Below are 18,327 nucleotides of genomic sequence, written 5' to 3'. Positions count from 1 at the left end.
TCTGCGCCCATGTTCCGATGCGCGTCCAAGCTTGTCCAGGACGCCCCATGCGCACGCTCCACTTCACCTCTCCCGCCGGCCCGGTCCATGCGGAGATCACCGACCTCGTCATCGCCGGATGGACGGGGCGCGACGCGCACAAGCTGCAGGAGCACATTGATGAACTCGCGGCGCTGGGCGTCGCGCCGCCCGCCACCGTGCCCTGTTACTATCGCGCGGGGCTGGAGACGCTGACGCAGGCGCCGCTGGTGGATGTGCTGGGTGGGGATAGCAGCGGCGAGGGCGAATGGGTGCTGATCGAGACGGCCGGCGGCCGCTTCATCGGCTGCGGCTCGGACCACACGGACCGCAAGGTCGAGGCCTATTCGATCATGGTCTCGAAGCAGATGTGCCCCAAACCCATCAGCCACGCCGTCTGGGCCTGGGAGGAGGTGGCGCCGCATTGGGACCGCCTCGAGATCCATAGCGAGATCCTGGAGGCCGGCCAGTGGGTGACCTATCAGCGCGGCAGCGTCGCCGCGATGCGCCACCCCGATGACCTGATCGAGAAGGCGCGCGCGCTGGGCGTGCCGACGGGGCCCGGGATGCTGATGTTCGGCGGCACGCTGGCGGTGCATGGCGGCATCCGCCCCGCCGCCGATTTCCGCGTGACGCTGCATGACCCCGTGCTGGGCCGCAGCCTCAGCCACAGCTACACGGCGCGCAGCGTCTAAAGGCTGCTGCGCTTCAGCCGGTCTCGATCGGCAGCGCCTCGTCGCGCGCCCATTCATTCATCGAGGCGTCGTAGACCGCGAGGTCGGTGTGGCCGAGCTGGTGCAGCAGGAAGGCATCGAGTGTGGCCGCGATGCCGCCGCCGCAATAGAGCAGCTTGCGCTTCGCGGGCTCGGCGCCGACGGCCGCGAAGATCGCGGCGACTTCATGCGGCGCGCGGAAGGTCATGCTGACGGGGTCCACCAGGGAGGCCACCGGCACGTTCACGCTGCCCGGAATGCGGCCCGGCCGGCCGTAGCGCGGGTTCTCGCCGCTGTGCAGATCGGGTGCCAGAGCATTGATGGTGCAGGTCGCGGCATCGCCGATTGCGGCCTTCATCTCATCCTTGCCGACGAAGAGGCCGGGGCGCGGGCGGGCCGTGAGCCTGGCCGCGGGATAGCTCCGCGTGCCCGCCTCGACCGCGCGGCCCTCCGCGGCCCATTTGTCGAAGCCGCCATTGAGCACCGCCGCGTCATCGAAGCCGATGGCGCGCAGCATCCACCACACACGCGTCGCCCATTGCATGTTCTTGCGCGCGTACAGCACCACGCGATGCCCTTCGCCCAGGCCCCTGGCCGCGAAGCGCGCGGCCAGCACCTCGGGTGCGGGCATGGTGAAGTTGAAGGGGCTGGTGGTGTCGGACAGTTCCCCCTGCAGGTCGAGGAAGGCGGAGCCCGGAATGTGCGCCGCCTCGTAATCCGGCCGCCCGCTGCCGATGCGATAGGGGCGCCCTGTGCCGGTCTCGTAGAGCAGATAGGTCGTGCAGTCGAAGATGCGCAGCTTGGGGTCGGCCAGATGCTCGGCGAGCCAGGCGGTCTCCACGATGGCTTCGGGATGGGCGTAGCGCGCGTCTGACGGCATGGGTGTTCCTCCGGCGTGAAGCCTAGCCCCGCCCGGCCGTGGTGGACAAACCCGCCGTCGCAGCCGGACGTGGGTGATGAAGCGTGTCGCCGCCCGCGTGCTTCGATCGCCCGATGAGGCTCCCCCTATCGCGCCGCCCTGCCTCTGCGGCACTCTCGGAGGGAGAGAGAAGTTGAGAGAGCCATGAAGCTTGTCGCCATCCGCGGCCATCGCACGCCGTTCGCGCCCATGCAGGCGGGCGCCTCGACACAGGGGGGGCCGATGGGAGCGGGGCTTGCGCCTGAGCCCCGACGCCGCTGCGAGATGCGGAAAGCGTGAGCGCCATGCGCCGCCACCTCGCCGCCCTCGCCCTCTGGCTCCTGCTGCCCTTGGCCGCGCTGGCGAACGGGCCCTGGACCGGCGAATGGATCACGAGCTGGCGTGACGATGGCGACCATCTGATCCTCCGACAGGAGGGCAACCGGGTCACCGGCAGCTACCCGCTCTATGGCGGGCGGATCGAGGCGGTGGCCGAGGGGCGCACGCTGGAGGGCAGCTGGACCCAGGGGCGGGAGAGCGGCCGCTTCGTCTTCGTCATGGACCGCGACGGCAACAGCTTCACCGGCCGCTATGACGAGGGCGAGTGGTGGACGGGTGCGCGCACCCAGGCCGCGCCGGCCGCCACGGGCCTGAACCAGGCCACCCCGCGCGATGCCTTCCGGCAATTCGTCGTCAGTTCCAACCTGGCGCGCAGCGGCCGGACCGACGCCTGGGCGCTCGCGATCGGTGCCGTGGATTTCTCGGGGCTGGATTCCGGTCTGGGCCGGCAGGAGCATCTGCGCCTGACGCAGGAGCTTTTCGCGCTGGTGGACCTCACCACCTTCCGCATCAGCGCCATCCCGCAGGTCACGGACGAGACGGAGCTGCCCGTCACGCTGGTCCAATCGGGCAGCGATGTGCGGCTGGCACTCACCCTCATCCGCGGCGAGGACGGGCTGTGGCGGCTGCGCATGCCCGATGCCGCCGCGCGGGATGCGGCGCGCCGGCACCTCCTGGCGGCGACCGGCGGGCGCTTCCCGCCGGCCGATGCCTACCGGCAGATGCGCAACCCGCGCGACACCATGCGCAGCTTCCTGGAAGGCATGGCCGACTGGCAGGGCGATGGCCGCGCGCTGGCGCTCTCGGCGCTCGACCTCTCCTCCGTGCCCGAGGTGCTGCGGGAGGGCGAGGGCGCCATGGCCGCGCAATTCCTGCGCCGCGCGCTGAACCATATCGGCCTGGTCGGGCTGCAATCCATCCCGAATGACGGCACGGACCGCGCGCCCTACATCCATTTCAGCCACCCGGCGGGCAGCATCATCATCGCCCCCATCGGCACCGAGGCGAATGCGCCCTGGCGCTTCACCGCGCAGACCGTGCGCGATGCGGCGCGCATCTTCAACGCCGTGGAAAGCCTGCCGCCGCCGCTCGCCACGCCGCCCGGCCTGATCCCGCCCGCCCGCTTCTTCGAACTGCGCGACCTGGCCAAGGCCCATGCGCCGGCGCTGCTGGGCCGGGTCGGGCAGACGGAATACTGGCAGATCCTGATGGGCCTGCTGGTGATGGGCGCCGCCGCGCTGGCCGGCACCTTCGGCGCGCGGCTCGCACGGCGCGGCATGGACTGGATGGTGGGCGGCGAGGAGAGCGGCGCGAGCTTCACCTGGTCGCTCGGCATCGTGATCGGCCTCAGCCTCGCCGCCTTCTTCCCCGACCTGATCGGCATGCCGGAGCATTTCCGCCGCTACTCCCTGCCCTTCTTCGGCATCTGCCTCACCATCGCGGCCTGCGTCGTCGCCTGGCGGGTCTTCGGCGCGGCGGGCATCATCCTGGCCCGCATCTCCAGCCGCTCGGCCAGTGCGACCGACGACATCCTCTTCACCCTGCTGCTGGCGACGGCGCGGCTGATGGTGGTGGTCGTGGGCTTCCTCAGCGCCGCGCATTTCCTCTCGATCCCGACGAGCGGGATCATCGCGGGCCTCGGCATCGGCGGCCTCGCCTTCGCCTTCGCCTCGCGCGAGACGCTGTCCAACGTCTTCGGCGCCGGCATCCTGGTGACGGACCGCCCCTTCCAGCGCGGCGACTGGATCAGCAGCGGCGAGATCGAGGGCGCGGTCGAGCATGTCGGCATCCGCTCGACCCGCGTGCGCACGGCGCAGGACAGCGTGATGGTGATCCCGAACGGGAAGCTGTCGGATTCCACCATCAACAACCTGGGCTCGCGCCGCCTGCGCCTCTTGAAGACGACGCTGCCGGTGACGGCGGGCGCGAACCCCGAGGCGCTGGAGGCTTTCATCCAGGCGCTGCGCCAGCGCATCAGGGAGGATGAGATCTTCGTCGCCGAGCGCACGGATATCGGGCTCTCGGGCATCACCGAGGGCGGGATTGGCGTGGATGTGATCACCTACATGAAGGTGGCGAATGCGGCGGCCGAGCGCGAGACGAAGCACGAATTCCTGCTGGACGTGGTGCATCTCGCCCAGGCCTGCGGCCTGACGCTGGGTCAGGGGATGCTCGCGCCGGAGGCGCGAGCGGGGTAGTTTTTTCCACCCTCAAGCGCCGGGCGGCGGCTCCGCCGCCTTGGCTTCGCCGCGCCGCGCGCGCGATGGGCCATGCGCCCGGTTGGGCGGCGCCGGCCGCGGTGCGGCCGGATGGGTTTGGGAGGGGGGCGGATGCCCCCCCGGCCCTACTTCGCCTTCTCGCCCAAATCCCACCACATGCCGGCGAAGGCCAGCAGGCCCTCGCGGGCGGGGCCGGGCAGCAGGTGCTCGTCCGGGCCGTGCTGCTTGCAGCCATTGTAGCTGTGCGGCACCCAGACCAGCGGCACGCCCAGATGATCCACGAAGACATCTCCCGGCAGGCCGCCCGAGGAGTTCGGGATCACCTGCACATGCTTGCCCAGGGAGCGCTCCATGCTCTCCCGCGCCCAGCGCACCCAGGGATGGTCGGGCGAGGTGCGGGAGGCGGGCATGCGGATGCCGGCATTCTCGATCGCGACATTCTGGAAGCCGTTCGCATCCAGGTGGCGGCGCAGGCTCGCTTCGAAGGTCGCGGGGTCGGTGTCCACGGTGTAGCGGATCTGGCAATGCGCGCGCGCATCGGGCGCCACCGCATTCACCGGCGCATGCGGCTGGCCGCTGGTCATCGCCAGGATGATCAGGCTGTTCCAGCCATAGATCTTCTCGGCCGCGGTCAGGCCCGGTTCGCCCCAGCCGGCGTCAATCGTGGCGGCCTCGCCGCCGCCGCCGACCTCGCAGCCGGCCAGCACGCCGCGCACCTCGGCCGGCACGCCATTCTGCGGCAGCCAGTCACGCACCAGGATCTTGCCGTTGCGGTCCATCATGCAGCCCAGCGCGTGGGAGAGCAGGATGGCGGGGTCCGTCGTCAGCCCGCCCCAATGGCCGGAATGCACGCCGCCCTCGCGCAGCTTCACCACCAGGTCGAAATGGAAGGTGCCGCGCGTGCCCACCGCGATGGTGGGGATCTCCGGCATCACGCGCGGGCCGTCGCTCGCGATCAGCGCATCGGCCGCCAGCAGCTTCGCGTTCTGCGCCACGAATTCGCGCAGGCCCTTGCTGCCGCGCTCCTCGGCCATTTCGAGCACGAGTTTCACATTGCCGCCGAGCTTGCCGCCGCGCGCTTCCAGCACGGCTTCGAGCGCCATCAGGTTGATGATGTGCTGGCCCTTGTTGTCCGCCGTGCCGCGCCCGTACCAGAGGCCATCGCGCTCGGTCACGGTCCAGGGGGTCAGGCCCGGACTCCATTGCTCATCCATGCCGCGCACCGTGTCGCCATGGCCATAGAGCAGGACGGTCGGGCGCGAGGGGTCCTCGATGCGCTCGGCGGTGAGGATGGGGCCGAAGCCCGGGAGCGGATTGGGATGGATGGTGACGGTGAAGCCGAGCCGCTCGACCCAGGGGCGGATCGCCTGGTCCAGATACTGGTGCAGCGCGGCCTCATAGGCCGGGTCCTGCGCGGTGGAGGGGATGGCGACGAATTCGGTCAGCTTCGCCTTCAGCGCGCCGGTGTCGAACATCTGCGCCGCGCGGGCGAGCGCGGCCGCGCGGGTCTGGGTCTCGGTCATTCTGCGTCACTCTCTGGATTCACGAAGCAAGGCCAGGAGCCTGCCCCGGCGCGCGCCGCCCGTCCACGGGCCGCACCGCAGGTCAGGGCGGGTTGGCCGCCCGCCAGGCGCGCCAGGGCGCAAGCTCGGCCAGGCGGCGCGGGTTGAGGCTCGGCCCCGTCACCTCCAGCGCCACGGGCGGCGCCCCCTCGGGCACGGGCAGGGTGAGGCGGAGCGCGAGGCGGTCCTGCCCGAGATCCACGGAACCCGAGAGCCCAAGCGCCAGGCCGGCCTCCGCCCCCAACGCCGCCTCGGTGAGGGTCAGGCGGCCCTCCGCCAGGGTGAAGGCGACATGGCCGCGCTCGATGGGCGTGGCGCCCGATTCCAGCGCGGCCGCCAGCGCCGTGCCCGGATCGGCCCAGCCGAGCGCCGCTGCGGCGGCCGGTGCGTCGAAGCCCTGCACCACGCCGTCGCGCAGCGTGAGGCTGCCCTCCCCCACGGCGCTGCGCAGCCAGGCATCGGGCGTGGCGCCCGCCGCCTCCAGCTTCAACTCGCCCGAAAGGCGCCCGGCCGCGATGTCGAGCGGGCGGCCGGTGAGCGGCGCGGCGAGAACGATATCCGTCATCCCCCCCTCGAAGGCGAGGCGCGGCCCCGCGCGCTCCGCCCGGGCCGCGGCGGTGACGCTGCCGCCGGCGAGGCTGGCGCGGCCCTCCTCCAGGCGCAGCGCCTGGGCGTCGGCGCGCAGCCGGCCGCTGGCGGCCTCCAGCAGCGGCAGGCCGCGGGGCGCCACGCGATCGGCCGTGACGGCCAGATCGAGGTCGAGGCCCGGCCAGGCGGTGAGGTCGAGGCCGCGCCAATCCGGCAACGGCAGGCGTTCCAGGGCGATGCGGCCGCTCAGCGCGGGGCGCTCGCCGGAGAGCGCCACCTGCCCGCGGCCGCGCAGTTCGCCGGCCACGAGTTCGAAGCTCTCGGCATTCCAGGCGCCCCGTCCGTCCGCCACCCGCCAGCCGAGATTGGCGATGAGCGAAAAGGAGCCCTCGCCGATCCAGTCGGGCGGGGGGATGGCCAGGGCCTGGCTCAGGATGCGCACCGCGCCGGGATGTCGCACGGTCAGCCGCGCCTGCACGCGCTCCTGCGGCGCATCCACCGTGAGCTGCGCCTCCAGCCGCGCCTCGGCGAGGTCACCCTCCAGCCGCAGCGCCAGCGCCTCCAGGGGGCCGGCGCCGGAAAGGCGCAGGCGCAGGGGAGCCGCGGCGAGATCGGGCCGCGCCACGCCGAGGCGGCCGAGCAGGGGGCCGGCGGGGCCTTCCGCCTCCAGCGTCATCTCGCTCAGGCGCGCGGCATTGCCCGCGCCGGAGAGCGTGCCGGCCAGCACCACATCCAGCCCGAGATGCCGGCCCGCAAGGCGGCGCAGCACGATGCGCCCATTCTCCGTGGCGCCATCCAGCGCCAGCCGCTCCCAGACCTCGCCGCCCAGGTTGAGCCGGGCGAAGGAGAGGCGCAGCTGCAGGTCGGCCTCGCCCGCGGCGTCGCGCAGGGCGGTGGCGAGTTCGGACTGGGATTGCGGCAGGTCCAGCGTGTCGAATTCGAGGCCGAGGGCGAGGTTGGGCCGCGCGCCCGGCCGCCAGACGAAGCCGCCGCCGATGCGCGTGGGGCCGAGCTGGGCCACGAGTTCCGTCACCGAGAAGGCACCGCCTTCCCAGGAGAGGCGCAGGCTGCCAAGCGCCGGGCCTTCGGGCGGGGCAAGGCGCGGGGTGAGGCCCGCCGCGCCCAGCCATTCCGCCGGCCGCACCGAGCGCCAGCGCAGGCCGAGCTCCAGCCGCGTGGCCCCGCCGCCGCCCGAAAGCTCCAGCGCGGTGTCGCCCGGCATGGTGGCGCTGACGCGGCCCAGCGTGAGCTGCTCATTCTGGAGATTGGCGGTGGCGCGCAGCTCCGTCATGCGCAGCGGGCCGAATTGTGCGGCCTCGGCCGAGAGGTCGAGCGAGAGGGGAATGGCCTGGGCGCCGGCGCCGCGCAGCGCGGCCAGCCAGGGTTCGAGGTCGAGGCTGGGGGCGGTGATGGTCAGCTCGAAGCGCGGCTCGGGCACCAGGCGCAGCAGGGCGCCGCCGCGCACGGCATCGCTGCCCAGCGTGAGTTCCAGCTGGTTGGCGACGATGAGTTCGGCCCCGGCCGCGAGGTTGGCGGTGGCGCGGAAGGCGCCGGCGGGCGCGGGGATCAGCGCGGAGAGATCAGGGCCGGACGCCTCCAGCCGCCCGGCGAAGCCGCCTTCGGTCAGCAGCACGCCGCGCGCGCGGAGATTGGCGCCGGAGGCCGAGGCCGTGATGTCGAGCGGTGCGACGCCGGCATCCCCCGCGCGGCCCAGCACGGCCTGGAAGCGCATGGGCCGGCCCCGCCAGGCGAGGCTGCCCTCGGCGGTCAGCGCCTCGCCGATCTCGCCGGCCGTGAGGCGCGCATTCACGCCCTCGACCACGGCGCCGCCGATCTGGATGCGGCTTTCCTCCAGCCGCGCATCCAGGGCCGTGAGCCAGGGCGGCGGCGTCAGGCCGGGGAGCGAGGTGGGCGGCCAGGGCAGGCGGATATCGGCGCCGACAAGGGCGAGTTCGCGCACCTCCAGCCGACCCATGAGCAGCGCCCAGAGATCGAGGCGCAGGCGCAGCGCGCGGGCCGACATCTGGATCTCGTCCGCCGCCTGGCCGATGACGATGCGGGACGCCTCCAGCAGGGGCTGGGGCAGCAGGACGAGGCCCACCTGCCCTTCCAGCGCGACCGGCCGGCCGAGGCGCTCGGAGGCGATCTCGGCCAGCGCGCCGCGGTGCCGGTCCCAGTCGAGCCAGCGCGGCAGGACCCAGGCCGAGGCGCCGGCCAGCAGGACCAGGCCCGCGGCCAGCGTGAGGAGGAGAAGCCGCCTCACCCCTCTCCCCAGGCGCCGCCACCCGGCGTTTCCACCACCAGCACGTCACCGGGTGCCAGATCGGCCTTGCCGGCATTGCCGGGGATGGGCGTCACGCTGCCATCGGCGCGTTCCACCCATTGCCGGCCGGGCGCGCCGTCGCCGCCGCCATGCAGGCCATGGGGTGCCACGTTGCGGCGGGAGGCGACGACCACCGCCTGCATGGGGCGCAGGAAGCGGATGCGCCGGCGCGAGCCATCGCCGCCCTTCCACTTGCCCTTGCCGCCCGAGCCGCGCCGGATGGCGAATTCCTCGAGCCGCACCGGGTAGCGCATCTCCAGGATCTCGGGGTCGGTCATGCGGGTATTGGTCATGTGGGTCTGCACGGCGCTGACGCCGTCAAAGCCGGGGCCGGCGCCCGTGCCGCCGCAGATGGTCTCGTAATACTGGTAGGTGTCGTCGCCGAAGAGGCTGTTGTTCATCGTGGCCTGGGCGCTGGCGCAGGCATCCAGCGCCGCCAGCAGCGCGTTGCAGGTCATCTGGCTGACCTCGGTGTTGCCGGCCACCACCGCATGGCCCGGCTGCGGCGAAAGGAAGCTGCCCGGCGGGACGATGATCTCGATGGGCTTCAGGCAGCCATCATTCAGCGGGATGTCCTCGCCCACCAGCGAGCGGAAGCAATAGAGCACCACGGCACGGCAGACGGCGGCGGGCGCGTTGAAATTGTCCGGCCGCGCCGGCCCCGTGCCGGTGAAGTCGATCACCGCGCGGCGCTTCGCGCGGTCCACGCGGACGGCGACGACCAGCGGCGTGCCGTCATCCGTCGTGGTGGCGAATTGCCCGTCTTTCAGCGTGGCGAGGACGCGGCGGACGCTCTCCTCCGCATTGTCCATCACGTGACGCATATAGGCCTGGACGGTGGCCAGGCCGAATTCGCGCACGGCGCGGCGGAGTTCCTGCACGCCCATCTCATTGGCGGCGATCTGCGCCTTGATGTCGGCGACATTCACATCGGGGCTGCGGGCGGGATACTTCGCCCCGGCCAGGAGCGCGCGGAACTCGGCCTCGCGGAAATGCCCGCCATCCACCAGCAGGAAGTCGTCAATGACGACGCCCTCCTCCTCCAGCGTGGCGGAGCCCGGGGGCGTGGAGCCGGGGGTCAGGCCGCCGATATCGGCATGGTGGCCGCGGCTGCCCACGAAGAAGAGGATGTCCTGGCCCGCCTCGTCGAAGACGGGCGTGATCACCGTCACATCCGGCAGATGCGTGCCGCCATTATAGGGGTTGTTCAGCGCCACCACATCGCCCGGCCGCAGCGTTTGGCCACGCTGGCGGATGACGGTGCGCACGCTTTCGCCCATGGCGCCCAGATGCACCGGGACATGCGGCGCATTGGCCACGAGCTGGCCCTCGGCATCGAAGATGGCGCAGGAGAAATCGAGCCGCTCCTTGATGTTCACCGAGAGGCTGGTGTTCTGCAGCACCACGCCGGTCTGCTCGGCGATGGACATGAAGAGGCTGTTGAACAGCTCCAGCATCACCGGGTCCACGCGGCCGGTCTCGGCGGTGCGGGCGGCGGCGCGGGCCTCGATCCGATGGAGCACCAGGTGGTTGAGCGGCGTCACCCGCGCCTCCCAGCCGGGCTCGACGACCGTGGTGGCGATGGCCTCGCGGATCAAAGCGGGGCCGCGGATGGCGTCGCCCGCGCGCAGCGCCTCGCGGTCATGCACGGGCGCGTCATGCGCGGCACCCTGCGCGAAGAGGCTGACGCGGCCGAGTTCGGGGATGGCCTCGCCCGGCGCGCGGGCGGCGAGCCTTTCTTCCTCGACGGCCTCGCCCGGCATGGTGATCTCGGCCAGCGCGGCCTCCACGATCACCTGGCGCTCGGGGGTGGCGAAGCCGAAGCGGGCGCGATGCGCCTCGGTGAATTCATGCAGCACATCGGCATGGGCACCGAAGGCCACGGGCAGGAAGGCATCCGTTCCGGCATAGCGCAGATGCAGGCGATGGGCGGCCTGAAGGCGCGTGGCGTCGGCGCCCTGGCGGATGAGTTCGGCCCGGCCGGCGGCTTCCAGCTCGGCCAGCTTCGCCTCCAGTGCCGCCATGCCCTCGGCGGAGAGCGGCTTCTCGATCGCCGCCTCGCGGATCACCGACTGGTCGGCGAGGCCCATGCCATAGGCGCTGAGCACGCCGGCGAAGGGATGGATGAAGACCGTCTCCATGCCGAGCTCATCGGCCACGAGGCAGGCATGCTGCCCGCCGGCGCCGCCGAAGCAGGTCAGCGCGTATTTCGTCACGTCATAGCCGCGCTGCAGCGAAACCTGCTTGATGGCATGCGCCATGTTGGAGACGGCGATGCGCAGGAAACCCTCGGCCACGTCCTCGGGGCGCGGGCTGGTGCCGGTGCTGGCGGCGATCTCGGCGGCCAGCGCCGCGAATTTCTCGCGCACCACGCCGGCATCCAAAGCCTGGTCGCCATTCGGGCCGAAGATCGCGGGGAAATAGGCGGGCTGGACCTTGCCGACCATGACGTTGGCGTCGGTCACGGTCAGCGGGCCGCCGCGGCGGTAGCAGGCGGGGCCGGGCACCGCACCCGCGCTCTCGGGGCCCACGCGATAGCGGGCACCATCGAATTTCAGGATGGAGCCGCCGCCGGCGGCCACCGTGTTGATCGCCATCATCGGCGCGCGCATGCGCACGCCGGCCACCACCGTCTCGAAGGCGCGCTCATACTGGCCGGCATAGAGCGCGACATCGGTGGAGGTGCCGCCCATGTCGAAGCCGATGATCTTCTCGAAACCGGCCATGGCCGCGGTGCGGGCGGCGCCCACGATGCCGCCGGCGGGGCCGGAGAGGATCGCGTCCTTGCCCTGGAAGCTCGAGGCCTCGGCCAGGCCGCCGCTCGACTGCATGAAGTAAAGTTTCGTGTTGCCCCCAAGCTCATCCGCGACCTGCGCCACATAGCGCCGCAGGATCGGCGAGAGATAGGCATCCACGACGGCGGTATCGCCGCGGGGGACGATGCGCGGCAGCGGGCTCGCCTGATGCGACAGGCTGATCTGCGTGAAGCCTTCCTCGGCCGCGATCGCGCCCACGCGCAGCTCATGCGCCGGATGCGCCCAGGCGTGCATGAGCACGACGGCGACGGCGCGGATCCCCTCCGCATGGGCCGCCTTCAGCGCGGCGCGGGCGGCGCCCTCGTCGAGCGGTGCGATCTCGGTGCCGTCCACCGTGATGCGGCCGCCGATCTCGGCCACGCGCTCATGCAGCAGCTCGGGCAGCTTGATGTTCAGGTCGAACAGGCGCGGGCGGGCCTGGTTGCCGATGCGCAGCATGTCGGCAAAGCCCTGCGGCACGAGGAGCAGCACGCGCTCGCCCTTGCGCTCCAGCAGCGCGTTGGTGGCGACGGTCGTGCCCATCTTCACCGCCTCGACCACCCCCTCGGGCAGGGCGCTGCCCGCCGGCAGGCCCAGGATCTGGCGGATGCCGGCAACCGCGGCGTCCTTGTAGCGCTCGGGGTTCTCGGAGAGGAGCTTGGCGGTGGAGAGGCTGCCATCCGGATGCCGGGCGACGATGTCGGTGAAGGTGCCGCCGCGATCAATCCAGAACTGCCACTTGCCCACCGACATGCATGCTCTCCTGTTGCGCGATCTGGTTTGCAGGGGTGGGGCGGGGTGCGCAAGGGGATTGCAAGCCCTTTCCTGCAATGCCAATGCCAATTTCCGCGCGCCATGCTATCTGGCGCAGGCTGGAGAGGGATCGGCTTGGGCTTCTGGGGCAAGATCATTGGCGGGGTGACCGGTTTCATGACCGGCGGGCCGGTCGGCGGGCTCTTGGGCGCGCTGGCGGGGCATGCCGCGGATGGCCGCCCGCGCCTCGGCCCCAATGCCGCGAACCTGGCAGCCATGCTCGGCTCGAAGGAGCAGCTCTTCGCCATTTCCGTGGTGGTGCTCTCGGCCAAGCTCGCCAAATCCGACGGGCCCGTGGTGCGGGCCGAGATCGACGCCTTCAAGCGGATGTTCCGCATCCCGCCCGAGAACATGCGCGACGTGGCCGCCCTCTTCGACGAGGCGCGGGAGACGGCGGAGGATTTCGAACCCTTCGCCGACCGCATGGGCGAGGCCTTCGCGCATGACCGGGCGATGCTGGAAGATGTGCTGGGCGCGCTCTTCACCATCGCCCGCGCCGATGGCCCGCTGACCCGCGGCGAGGTGCGCTTCCTCCAGCGCGTGCAGCTGGGCTTCAAGCTGGAAGCGCGCGAGTGGGAGCGCGCGCGGGATGGCGAGGCGCGTCCGGGCGGGGCGGGCGCGAGCCAGCCGCCCGGGATCGACGCCTATGCCGTGCTCGGCCTGCCGCCGAACGCGAGCGACGAGGAGGTGCGCGCCACCTGGCGCCGCCTGATGCGCGAGAACCACCCCGACGCGCTGGCCGCGCGCGGCGTGCCCAAGGAGCTGATCGACCGCGCCACGGGCAAGGTGGCCGAGATCAACAGCGCCTGGGACCGGATCAAGCGCGAGCGGAAACTGTAAGGGCGGCCCCGCCGGTCCCAGGCCCTGTCAAAGCCCGCTTCGCCAGCGAAGCGGTGGGGACCGGATCAAGCGCGAGCGGAAACTGTAAGGGCGGCCCCGCCGGTCCCAGGCCCTGTCAAAGCCCGCTTCGCCAGCGAAGCGGTGGGGACCGGATCAAGCGCGAGCGGAAACTTTAGATTTCAGCCCGCCTTGCGGCGGATTCATGCCTTCCGCTGTTCCCCCGCCCGCCCCGGATGCTCTAGCCTCGCCGCCCTGAGGAACCCCAACGGCCGCCACGAGCCGGAACTGGAAAGCGCGCCATGCCCGACACGATGCTCCAGCCCGAGAGCGACCTCCGCACCGAGCATTTCGACGTGCTCATCGTCGGCGCCGGGATTTCCGGCGTGGGGGGCGCCTATCACCTCACCACCCAGCGGCCGGGCACAAGCTTCGTCGTGCTGGAAAGCCAGGCGGGCTTCGGCGGCACCTGGCGGACGCATAAGTATCCCGGCATCCGCTCGGACAGCGACCTCTACACCTTCGGCTACCGCTTCAAGCCCTGGGTCGGCCCGCCGATCGCGGCGGCCGAGGAAATCCTGCGCTACATGGGCGAGGTGATCGAGGAGAACGGGCTCGCACCCCATATCCGCTACAACCACCTGATCCACAGCGCGTCCTGGGACAGCACGGCCAAGCTCTGGACGCTGACCGCGACCAACACCGCCACCGGCGAGCGGCAGCGCTTCACCACCAACTTCCTCTGGATGTGCCAGGGCTATTACCGCCACGCCGAGGGCTACACGCCCGAATGGCCGGGCATGGGCGACTTCAAGGGCCGCATCGTCCATCCGCAGACCTGGCCGGAGGATCTCGACTACACGGGCCAGCGCGTGCTGGTCATCGGCTCGGGCGCCACGGCCGCGACGGTGGTGCCGGCCATGGCGGGCCGGGCCGCGCATGTGACCATGCTGCAGCGCTCGCCCACCTGGTTCCGCATCGGGCGCAACGGCATCGACATCGCCGACCAGCTGCGCGAGCTGCAGGTGGATGAAACCTGGGTGCATGAGATCGTGCGCCGGAAGATCCTGTTCGAGCAGGCCAAGTTCACCGCGCGCAGCTTCAACGAGCCGGACAAGGTGGCGGCCGAGCTGCTGCATGAGGTGAAGCGCATCGTCGGCCCCGATTACGACGTGGGCAAGCACTTCACGCCGCGCTACCGCCCCTGGCACCAGCGCCTGGCCTATGTGCCGGATGGCGACCTGTTCCAGGCGGTGGCCGATGGCAAGGCCAGCGTCGTCACCGACGAGATCGCGCGCTTCACCGAAAAGGGCGTGCTGACGAAATCCGGGCAGGAGCTGGAGGCGGACATCATCGTCACGGCGACGGGCTTCCATCTGAACGTGCTGGGCGACATCGAATTCACCATTGATGGCAAGCCGCTCGATTTCCATGAGACGGTGACCTATCGCGGCATGATGTTCACGGGGCTGCCCAACCTCGTCTGGGTCTTCGGCTATTTCCGCGCGAGCTGGACGCTGCGCGCCGATCTCGTGGCGGATTTCGTCTGCCGCCTGCTGGCCGAGATGCAGGAGCGCGGCGCGCGCCAGGTGGAGGTGGCGCTGCGCCCCGAGGACCACAACATGCCGCTGCTGCCCTGGATCGACCCGCAGAACTTCAATCCGGGCTATCTGATGCGCGGCATGCACCTGCTGCCCAAGCGCGGCGACAAGCCCGAATGGCAGCACAACCAGGATTACTGGAGCGAGAAGGACCAGTTCCCGGCGATCGACCTGAAGGATTCCGCCTTCGTCTACAGCCGATGAGCCTTCGCATCATCGAGCACCCCTCGCCCAACCACGAGCCGCGGCCGGAGGGCGCCATCGTGGATGTGCTGATGCTGCACTACACGGGCATGCGGAGCGGAGCCGAGGCCATCGCGCGGCTGTGCGACCCGGCCGCCATCGTGTCCTCGCATTACGTGGTGGAGGAGGATGGGCGCATCTTCCGCCTGGTGCCGGAGGGGCTGAAGGCGCGGCATGCCGGCGTCTCGCATTGGCGCGGGCAGTCGGCGCTGAACGCGACCTCCATCGGCATCGAGATCGTGAATCCCGGCCATGAATGGGGCTATCGCGACTTCCCCGCCTTGCAGATGGCGGCGGTGGCCGATCTCTGCCTCGAGATCCTGGCGCGGCACCCCATCCCGCCGCGCAATGTGGTGGGGCACAGCGACGTGGCGCCCGACCGCAAGCAGGACCCGGGCGAGCTCTTCGACTGGGAGGGGCTGGCGGCGAATGGCATCGGGCTCTGGCCCGGGCAGGATGGCCCGGCGGCGGGCGATCCGCTCGCGCTGCTCGGCCGCATCGGCTACCGCACGGACCTGCCCCTGCCCGTGCTGCTGACCGCCTTCCAGCGCCATTGGCGGCCGGAGGTGGTGAATGGCGAGGCCGATGCCGGCACACTCGCGCGGCTGAACGCGGTCGCGGCGCTCGTCGAGGCTTGACCCGGCACGGGCTTGGGGCGCAACAAGGCCGCGATACCGGATGGCTGGGCGACCGCTGGCGCCGCGAGAGATCGCGGTTCTGGAGGAAAGTCCGGGCTCCACGGAAATACGGTGCCGGCTAACGACCGGCGTGCGCAAGCACAGGGAAAGTGCCACAGAAAACAAACCGCCAGCCCGGTTTCGGCCCGTCTGGCAAGGGTGAAACGGTGGGGTAAGAGCCCACCGCGCTTCCAGCAATGGCGGCGGCACGGCAAACCCCACCGGGAGCAAGGCCGAATAGGGAGGGCCGCCACGGCGCTTCGGCGCTGGTGGCAGGGGCATTTCCGCCCCGTCCTCCGGGTTGGCCGCGCGAAGCCTGCGGCAACGCAGGCTCCAGAGGAATGGTCGCACACGGTTCTTCGGGACCAGGACAGAACCCGGCTTACAGGCCATCCGGTATCGCCTTTCGGGACTCCGCGCGGAGTGGCGCGCAAGGCCCCGCCCAAGCTTCCCACAGCTTCAGCCCGGCAATGTTGCGCGATTGCCACACCGCCTCGGCAAACATGACGCGATGTTTCGCCAACTCCAGGTAGAATCACAGGAAATCTTTGTTTCAAAAGAGAAAATCATCGATTCGGCACATCCGGACGATTCACTGATATCCCTTGATCACCCATCCGAGACCATCTAAACCCAAATCAGCCCAATACGGATGCCGCAAGCTCGGGGGGGCGAGCGCATCGGGAAAAGGGCTGGTCGGGCGAGCCGACGGGGTTCCGGGGGGGACCTCGTCGGCCGCTGCCCGAGACCTCTGAAAAGCACCCCCCAAACAGGCGACATCAGCTCAGAAACGGGGGGCATCCAGCGGCACGATGACCCAATTCCGGGGCAAGTTCATCAACGGATTGGACAAGAAGGGGCGCTGCAGCGTGCCGGCCTCCTTCCGCGCCCGCCTCGCCGGTGATGGCCTGGTCCTGCGCCGCTCGACGAACCCCGATCACCGCTACATCGAAGCCTGGCCCATCGCGCAGTTCGATGCCGCGAGCCGCGACGCCAACCCGCTGAACCCCCTCACCGCCGAGCAGGATGCCGAGGACTACGCCTTCGTCGTGGACGTGGCGGAAGTGACGCCCGATCCCGAGGGCCGCGTCATCCTGCCCCGCGACCTCATCGAATATGCCGGCCTGACCGATGGCGTGGCCTTCCTGGGCCGCCTCAACTGGTTCGAGATGTGGGAGCCCGCCGCGGCCGAGCGCCGCATCGAAGAGGCCCGTCGCGCCATCGCAGCGCGCACGGCGGCCCCGGCATGAGCCACATCCCCGTGCTCCTCGCCGAAGTGCTGGAGCAGCTGGCGCCGCGCGCCGGCGAGACCATCCTGGATGGCACCTTCGGCGGCGGCGGCTATAGCCGCGCCATCCTGGAGGCCGCCCCCTGCACCGTCTGGGCGCTGGACCGCGACCCGGAGGCGATCGCACGCGGCGCCGCACTCGCCGCCGCCCATCCGGGCCGGCTGCACCTGATCGAGGGCCGCTTCGGCGACATGCTGGCGCTGCTGGCCGCGCGCGGCGTCACGCAACTCGACGGCGTGGTGCTGGACCTCGGCGTCTCCTCCTTCCAGCTTGACACGCCGGAGCGCGGTTTCTCCTTCCGCTTCGACGGCCCGCTCGACATGCGCATGGGCCGCAACGGGCCGACCGCGGCGGACCTCGTGAACACGCTGCCCGAGGCGGAGCTCGCCGACCTCATCTGGGAGTTCGGCGAGGAGCGGCATTCGCGCCGCGTGGCGCGCGCCATCGTGAAGGCGCGCGGCGAAGCGCCCTTCACCACCACGCTGCAACTGGCCGAGGTGATCCGCCGCGCCGTCCCGCGCGACCCCTCGGGCATCCATGGCGCGACCCGCAGCTTCCAGGCGCTGCGCATCCGCGTGAATGACGAGCTGGGCGAGATCGAGCGCGCGCTGGAGCAGGCCATGCGTCTGCTCGCGCCGGGCGGCCGGCTCGTCATCGTCTCTTTTCATTCTTTGGAAGACCGCCTGGTGAAGCGCGCCTTCCAGAAGGCCGCGGGCCGCAGCCCAGGCGCCTCCCGTCATGACCCCGCGATGCTGCTGGCGCCGCGCGGCCCTGCTCCGTTTACGCTGTTGACGCCGCGCTCGATTCGCCCGGGCGAGGCCGAAAACAACGCCAATCCCCGTGCCCGTTCCGCCCATCTCCGTGCCCTGCAGCGTTCGCCCGAAAGTCACGCCGCATGATCCATCCGCTCACGCTCGTCACCTTCGCCGCCTTCCTGGGCTCGGGCCTCTACGTGTTCCAGACCAAGGAGCAGGTGCGCAAGCTGGACCAGGAGCTGCGCACGATCCGCATGGAGACCGAGGCGCAGCGCGCGCAGACGCAGACGCTCTCTGCCGAATGGGCGCGGCTGAATGACCAGGACCGCCTGCGCCAGATGGCGGCCGCGCATCTGCGCCACATGCAGCCGATGGAGCCCGTGCAGTTCCAGCGCATCGAGGATGCCCAGCGCCGCCTGCCCCAGGCCGTGGCCTTCGCGCCCGTGCCCTCGGGCTTCCAGCGCCGCGCCGATGCCCCCTCCGCGCCGGGTGACGTGCTGGTCTTCACGGTCGCGAGCCAGCGGCGCGAGGCGGAACCCGCGCTGGCGCTCGCTGTGCCGCCGCCGCCCGCGCCCAGCCCGGTGCCTGCCGCGCCGGTCGCCGGGGCGCCGGTGGTCCCGCCGCCGCCCGCACCCGTGGCGAGCCCCGCGCCCGCCA

General features: G+C 71.1%; 11 protein-coding genes, 1 other RNA gene and 1 pseudogene. 9 read left to right on the top strand and 4 right to left on the bottom strand.

Annotated elements, in window-relative coordinates; genetic code table 11:
• Positions 1-47: 47 nt before the first annotated feature.
• The gene (locus KTR66_RS22590) at positions 48-713 is read left to right on the top strand and encodes a DUF2848 domain-containing protein (protein WP_213616734.1); all 666 of its coding nucleotides are present in this window, start codon (positions 48-50) and stop codon (positions 711-713) included.
• A gap of 13 nt (positions 714-726) precedes the next feature.
• Here KTR66_RS22590 and KTR66_RS22585 read toward each other — a convergent pair whose 3' ends face one another.
• Positions 727-1,611, bottom strand: a complete 885-nt coding sequence (locus tag KTR66_RS22585; protein ID WP_213616732.1) for a sulfurtransferase — start codon at positions 1,609-1,611, stop codon at positions 727-729.
• Positions 1,612-1,934: 323 nt separating this feature from the next.
• Here KTR66_RS22585 and KTR66_RS22580 point away from each other — a divergent pair, with 323 nt between their 5' ends.
• Positions 1,935-4,166, top strand: coding sequence for a mechanosensitive ion channel family protein (locus tag KTR66_RS22580; protein WP_249732367.1), 2,232 nt, complete (start codon positions 1,935-1,937; stop codon positions 4,164-4,166).
• A gap of 146 nt (positions 4,167-4,312) precedes the next feature.
• Here KTR66_RS22580 and KTR66_RS22575 read toward each other — a convergent pair whose 3' ends face one another.
• The 3 genes from KTR66_RS22575 to KTR66_RS22565 all read right to left on the bottom strand — a co-directional run bounded on the left by KTR66_RS22575 (position 4,313) and on the right by KTR66_RS22565 (position 12,208).
• Positions 4,313-5,710, bottom strand: coding sequence for a M20/M25/M40 family metallo-hydrolase (locus tag KTR66_RS22575; protein ID WP_213616728.1), 1,398 nt, complete (start codon positions 5,708-5,710; stop codon positions 4,313-4,315).
• An 82-nt stretch (positions 5,711-5,792) separates the two neighbouring features.
• Positions 5,793-8,600: an AsmA family protein gene (locus KTR66_RS22570; RefSeq protein ID WP_213616726.1), complete on the bottom strand. Its 2,808-nt coding sequence runs from the start codon at positions 8,598-8,600 to the stop codon at positions 5,793-5,795.
• On the bottom strand, positions 8,597-12,208 hold the full coding sequence (locus KTR66_RS22565; RefSeq protein WP_213616724.1) for a hydantoinase B/oxoprolinase family protein: 3,612 nt from the start codon (positions 12,206-12,208) through the stop codon (positions 8,597-8,599). Before KTR66_RS22565 ends, KTR66_RS22570 begins: the two co-directional genes overlap by 4 nt.
• A 135-nt stretch (positions 12,209-12,343) precedes the next feature.
• On the opposite strand from KTR66_RS22565, the gene KTR66_RS22560 reads away from it, so the two are divergent.
• The 7 genes and pseudogenes from KTR66_RS22560 to KTR66_RS22530 all read left to right on the top strand — a co-directional run.
• Positions 12,344-13,108, top strand: a complete 765-nt coding sequence (locus KTR66_RS22560) for a TerB family tellurite resistance protein (protein WP_213616722.1) — start codon at positions 12,344-12,346, stop codon at positions 13,106-13,108.
• Between the two features lie 299 nt (positions 13,109-13,407).
• The gene (locus KTR66_RS22555) at positions 13,408-14,910 is read left to right on the top strand and encodes an NAD(P)/FAD-dependent oxidoreductase (protein WP_213616720.1); all 1,503 of its coding nucleotides are present in this window, start codon (positions 13,408-13,410) and stop codon (positions 14,908-14,910) included.
• Positions 14,907-15,587 carry an N-acetylmuramoyl-L-alanine amidase gene (locus KTR66_RS22550; protein WP_213616718.1) on the top strand — a complete coding sequence of 227 codons (681 nt, stop codon included), beginning with the start codon at positions 14,907-14,909 and terminating at the stop codon, positions 15,585-15,587. Before KTR66_RS22555 ends, KTR66_RS22550 begins: the two co-directional genes overlap by 4 nt.
• Before the next feature lie 36 nt (positions 15,588-15,623).
• Positions 15,624-16,027, top strand: an RNA gene (rnpB, locus tag KTR66_RS22545) — RNase P RNA component class A.
• Between the two features lie 411 nt (positions 16,028-16,438).
• The gene (locus KTR66_RS22540; RefSeq protein ID WP_213616716.1) at positions 16,439-16,876 is read left to right on the top strand and encodes a division/cell wall cluster transcriptional repressor MraZ; all 438 of its coding nucleotides are present in this window, start codon (positions 16,439-16,441) and stop codon (positions 16,874-16,876) included.
• Positions 16,873-17,814 carry a 16S rRNA (cytosine(1402)-N(4))-methyltransferase RsmH gene (gene rsmH / locus KTR66_RS22535; RefSeq protein ID WP_213616714.1) on the top strand — a complete coding sequence of 314 codons (942 nt, stop codon included), beginning with the start codon at positions 16,873-16,875 and terminating at the stop codon, positions 17,812-17,814. Before KTR66_RS22540 ends, rsmH begins: the two co-directional genes overlap by 4 nt.
• Positions 17,811-18,327: pseudogene (locus tag KTR66_RS22530) on the top strand (hypothetical protein); the annotation flags it as partial. The gene rsmH and the pseudogene KTR66_RS22530, both read left to right, overlap by 4 nt.

This window comes from Roseococcus sp. SDR (genome assembly GCF_019083995.1).
Taxonomy (GTDB): domain Bacteria; phylum Pseudomonadota; class Alphaproteobacteria; order Acetobacterales; family Acetobacteraceae; genus Roseococcus.
This window is presented reverse-complemented; position numbering and strand designations above follow the sequence as displayed.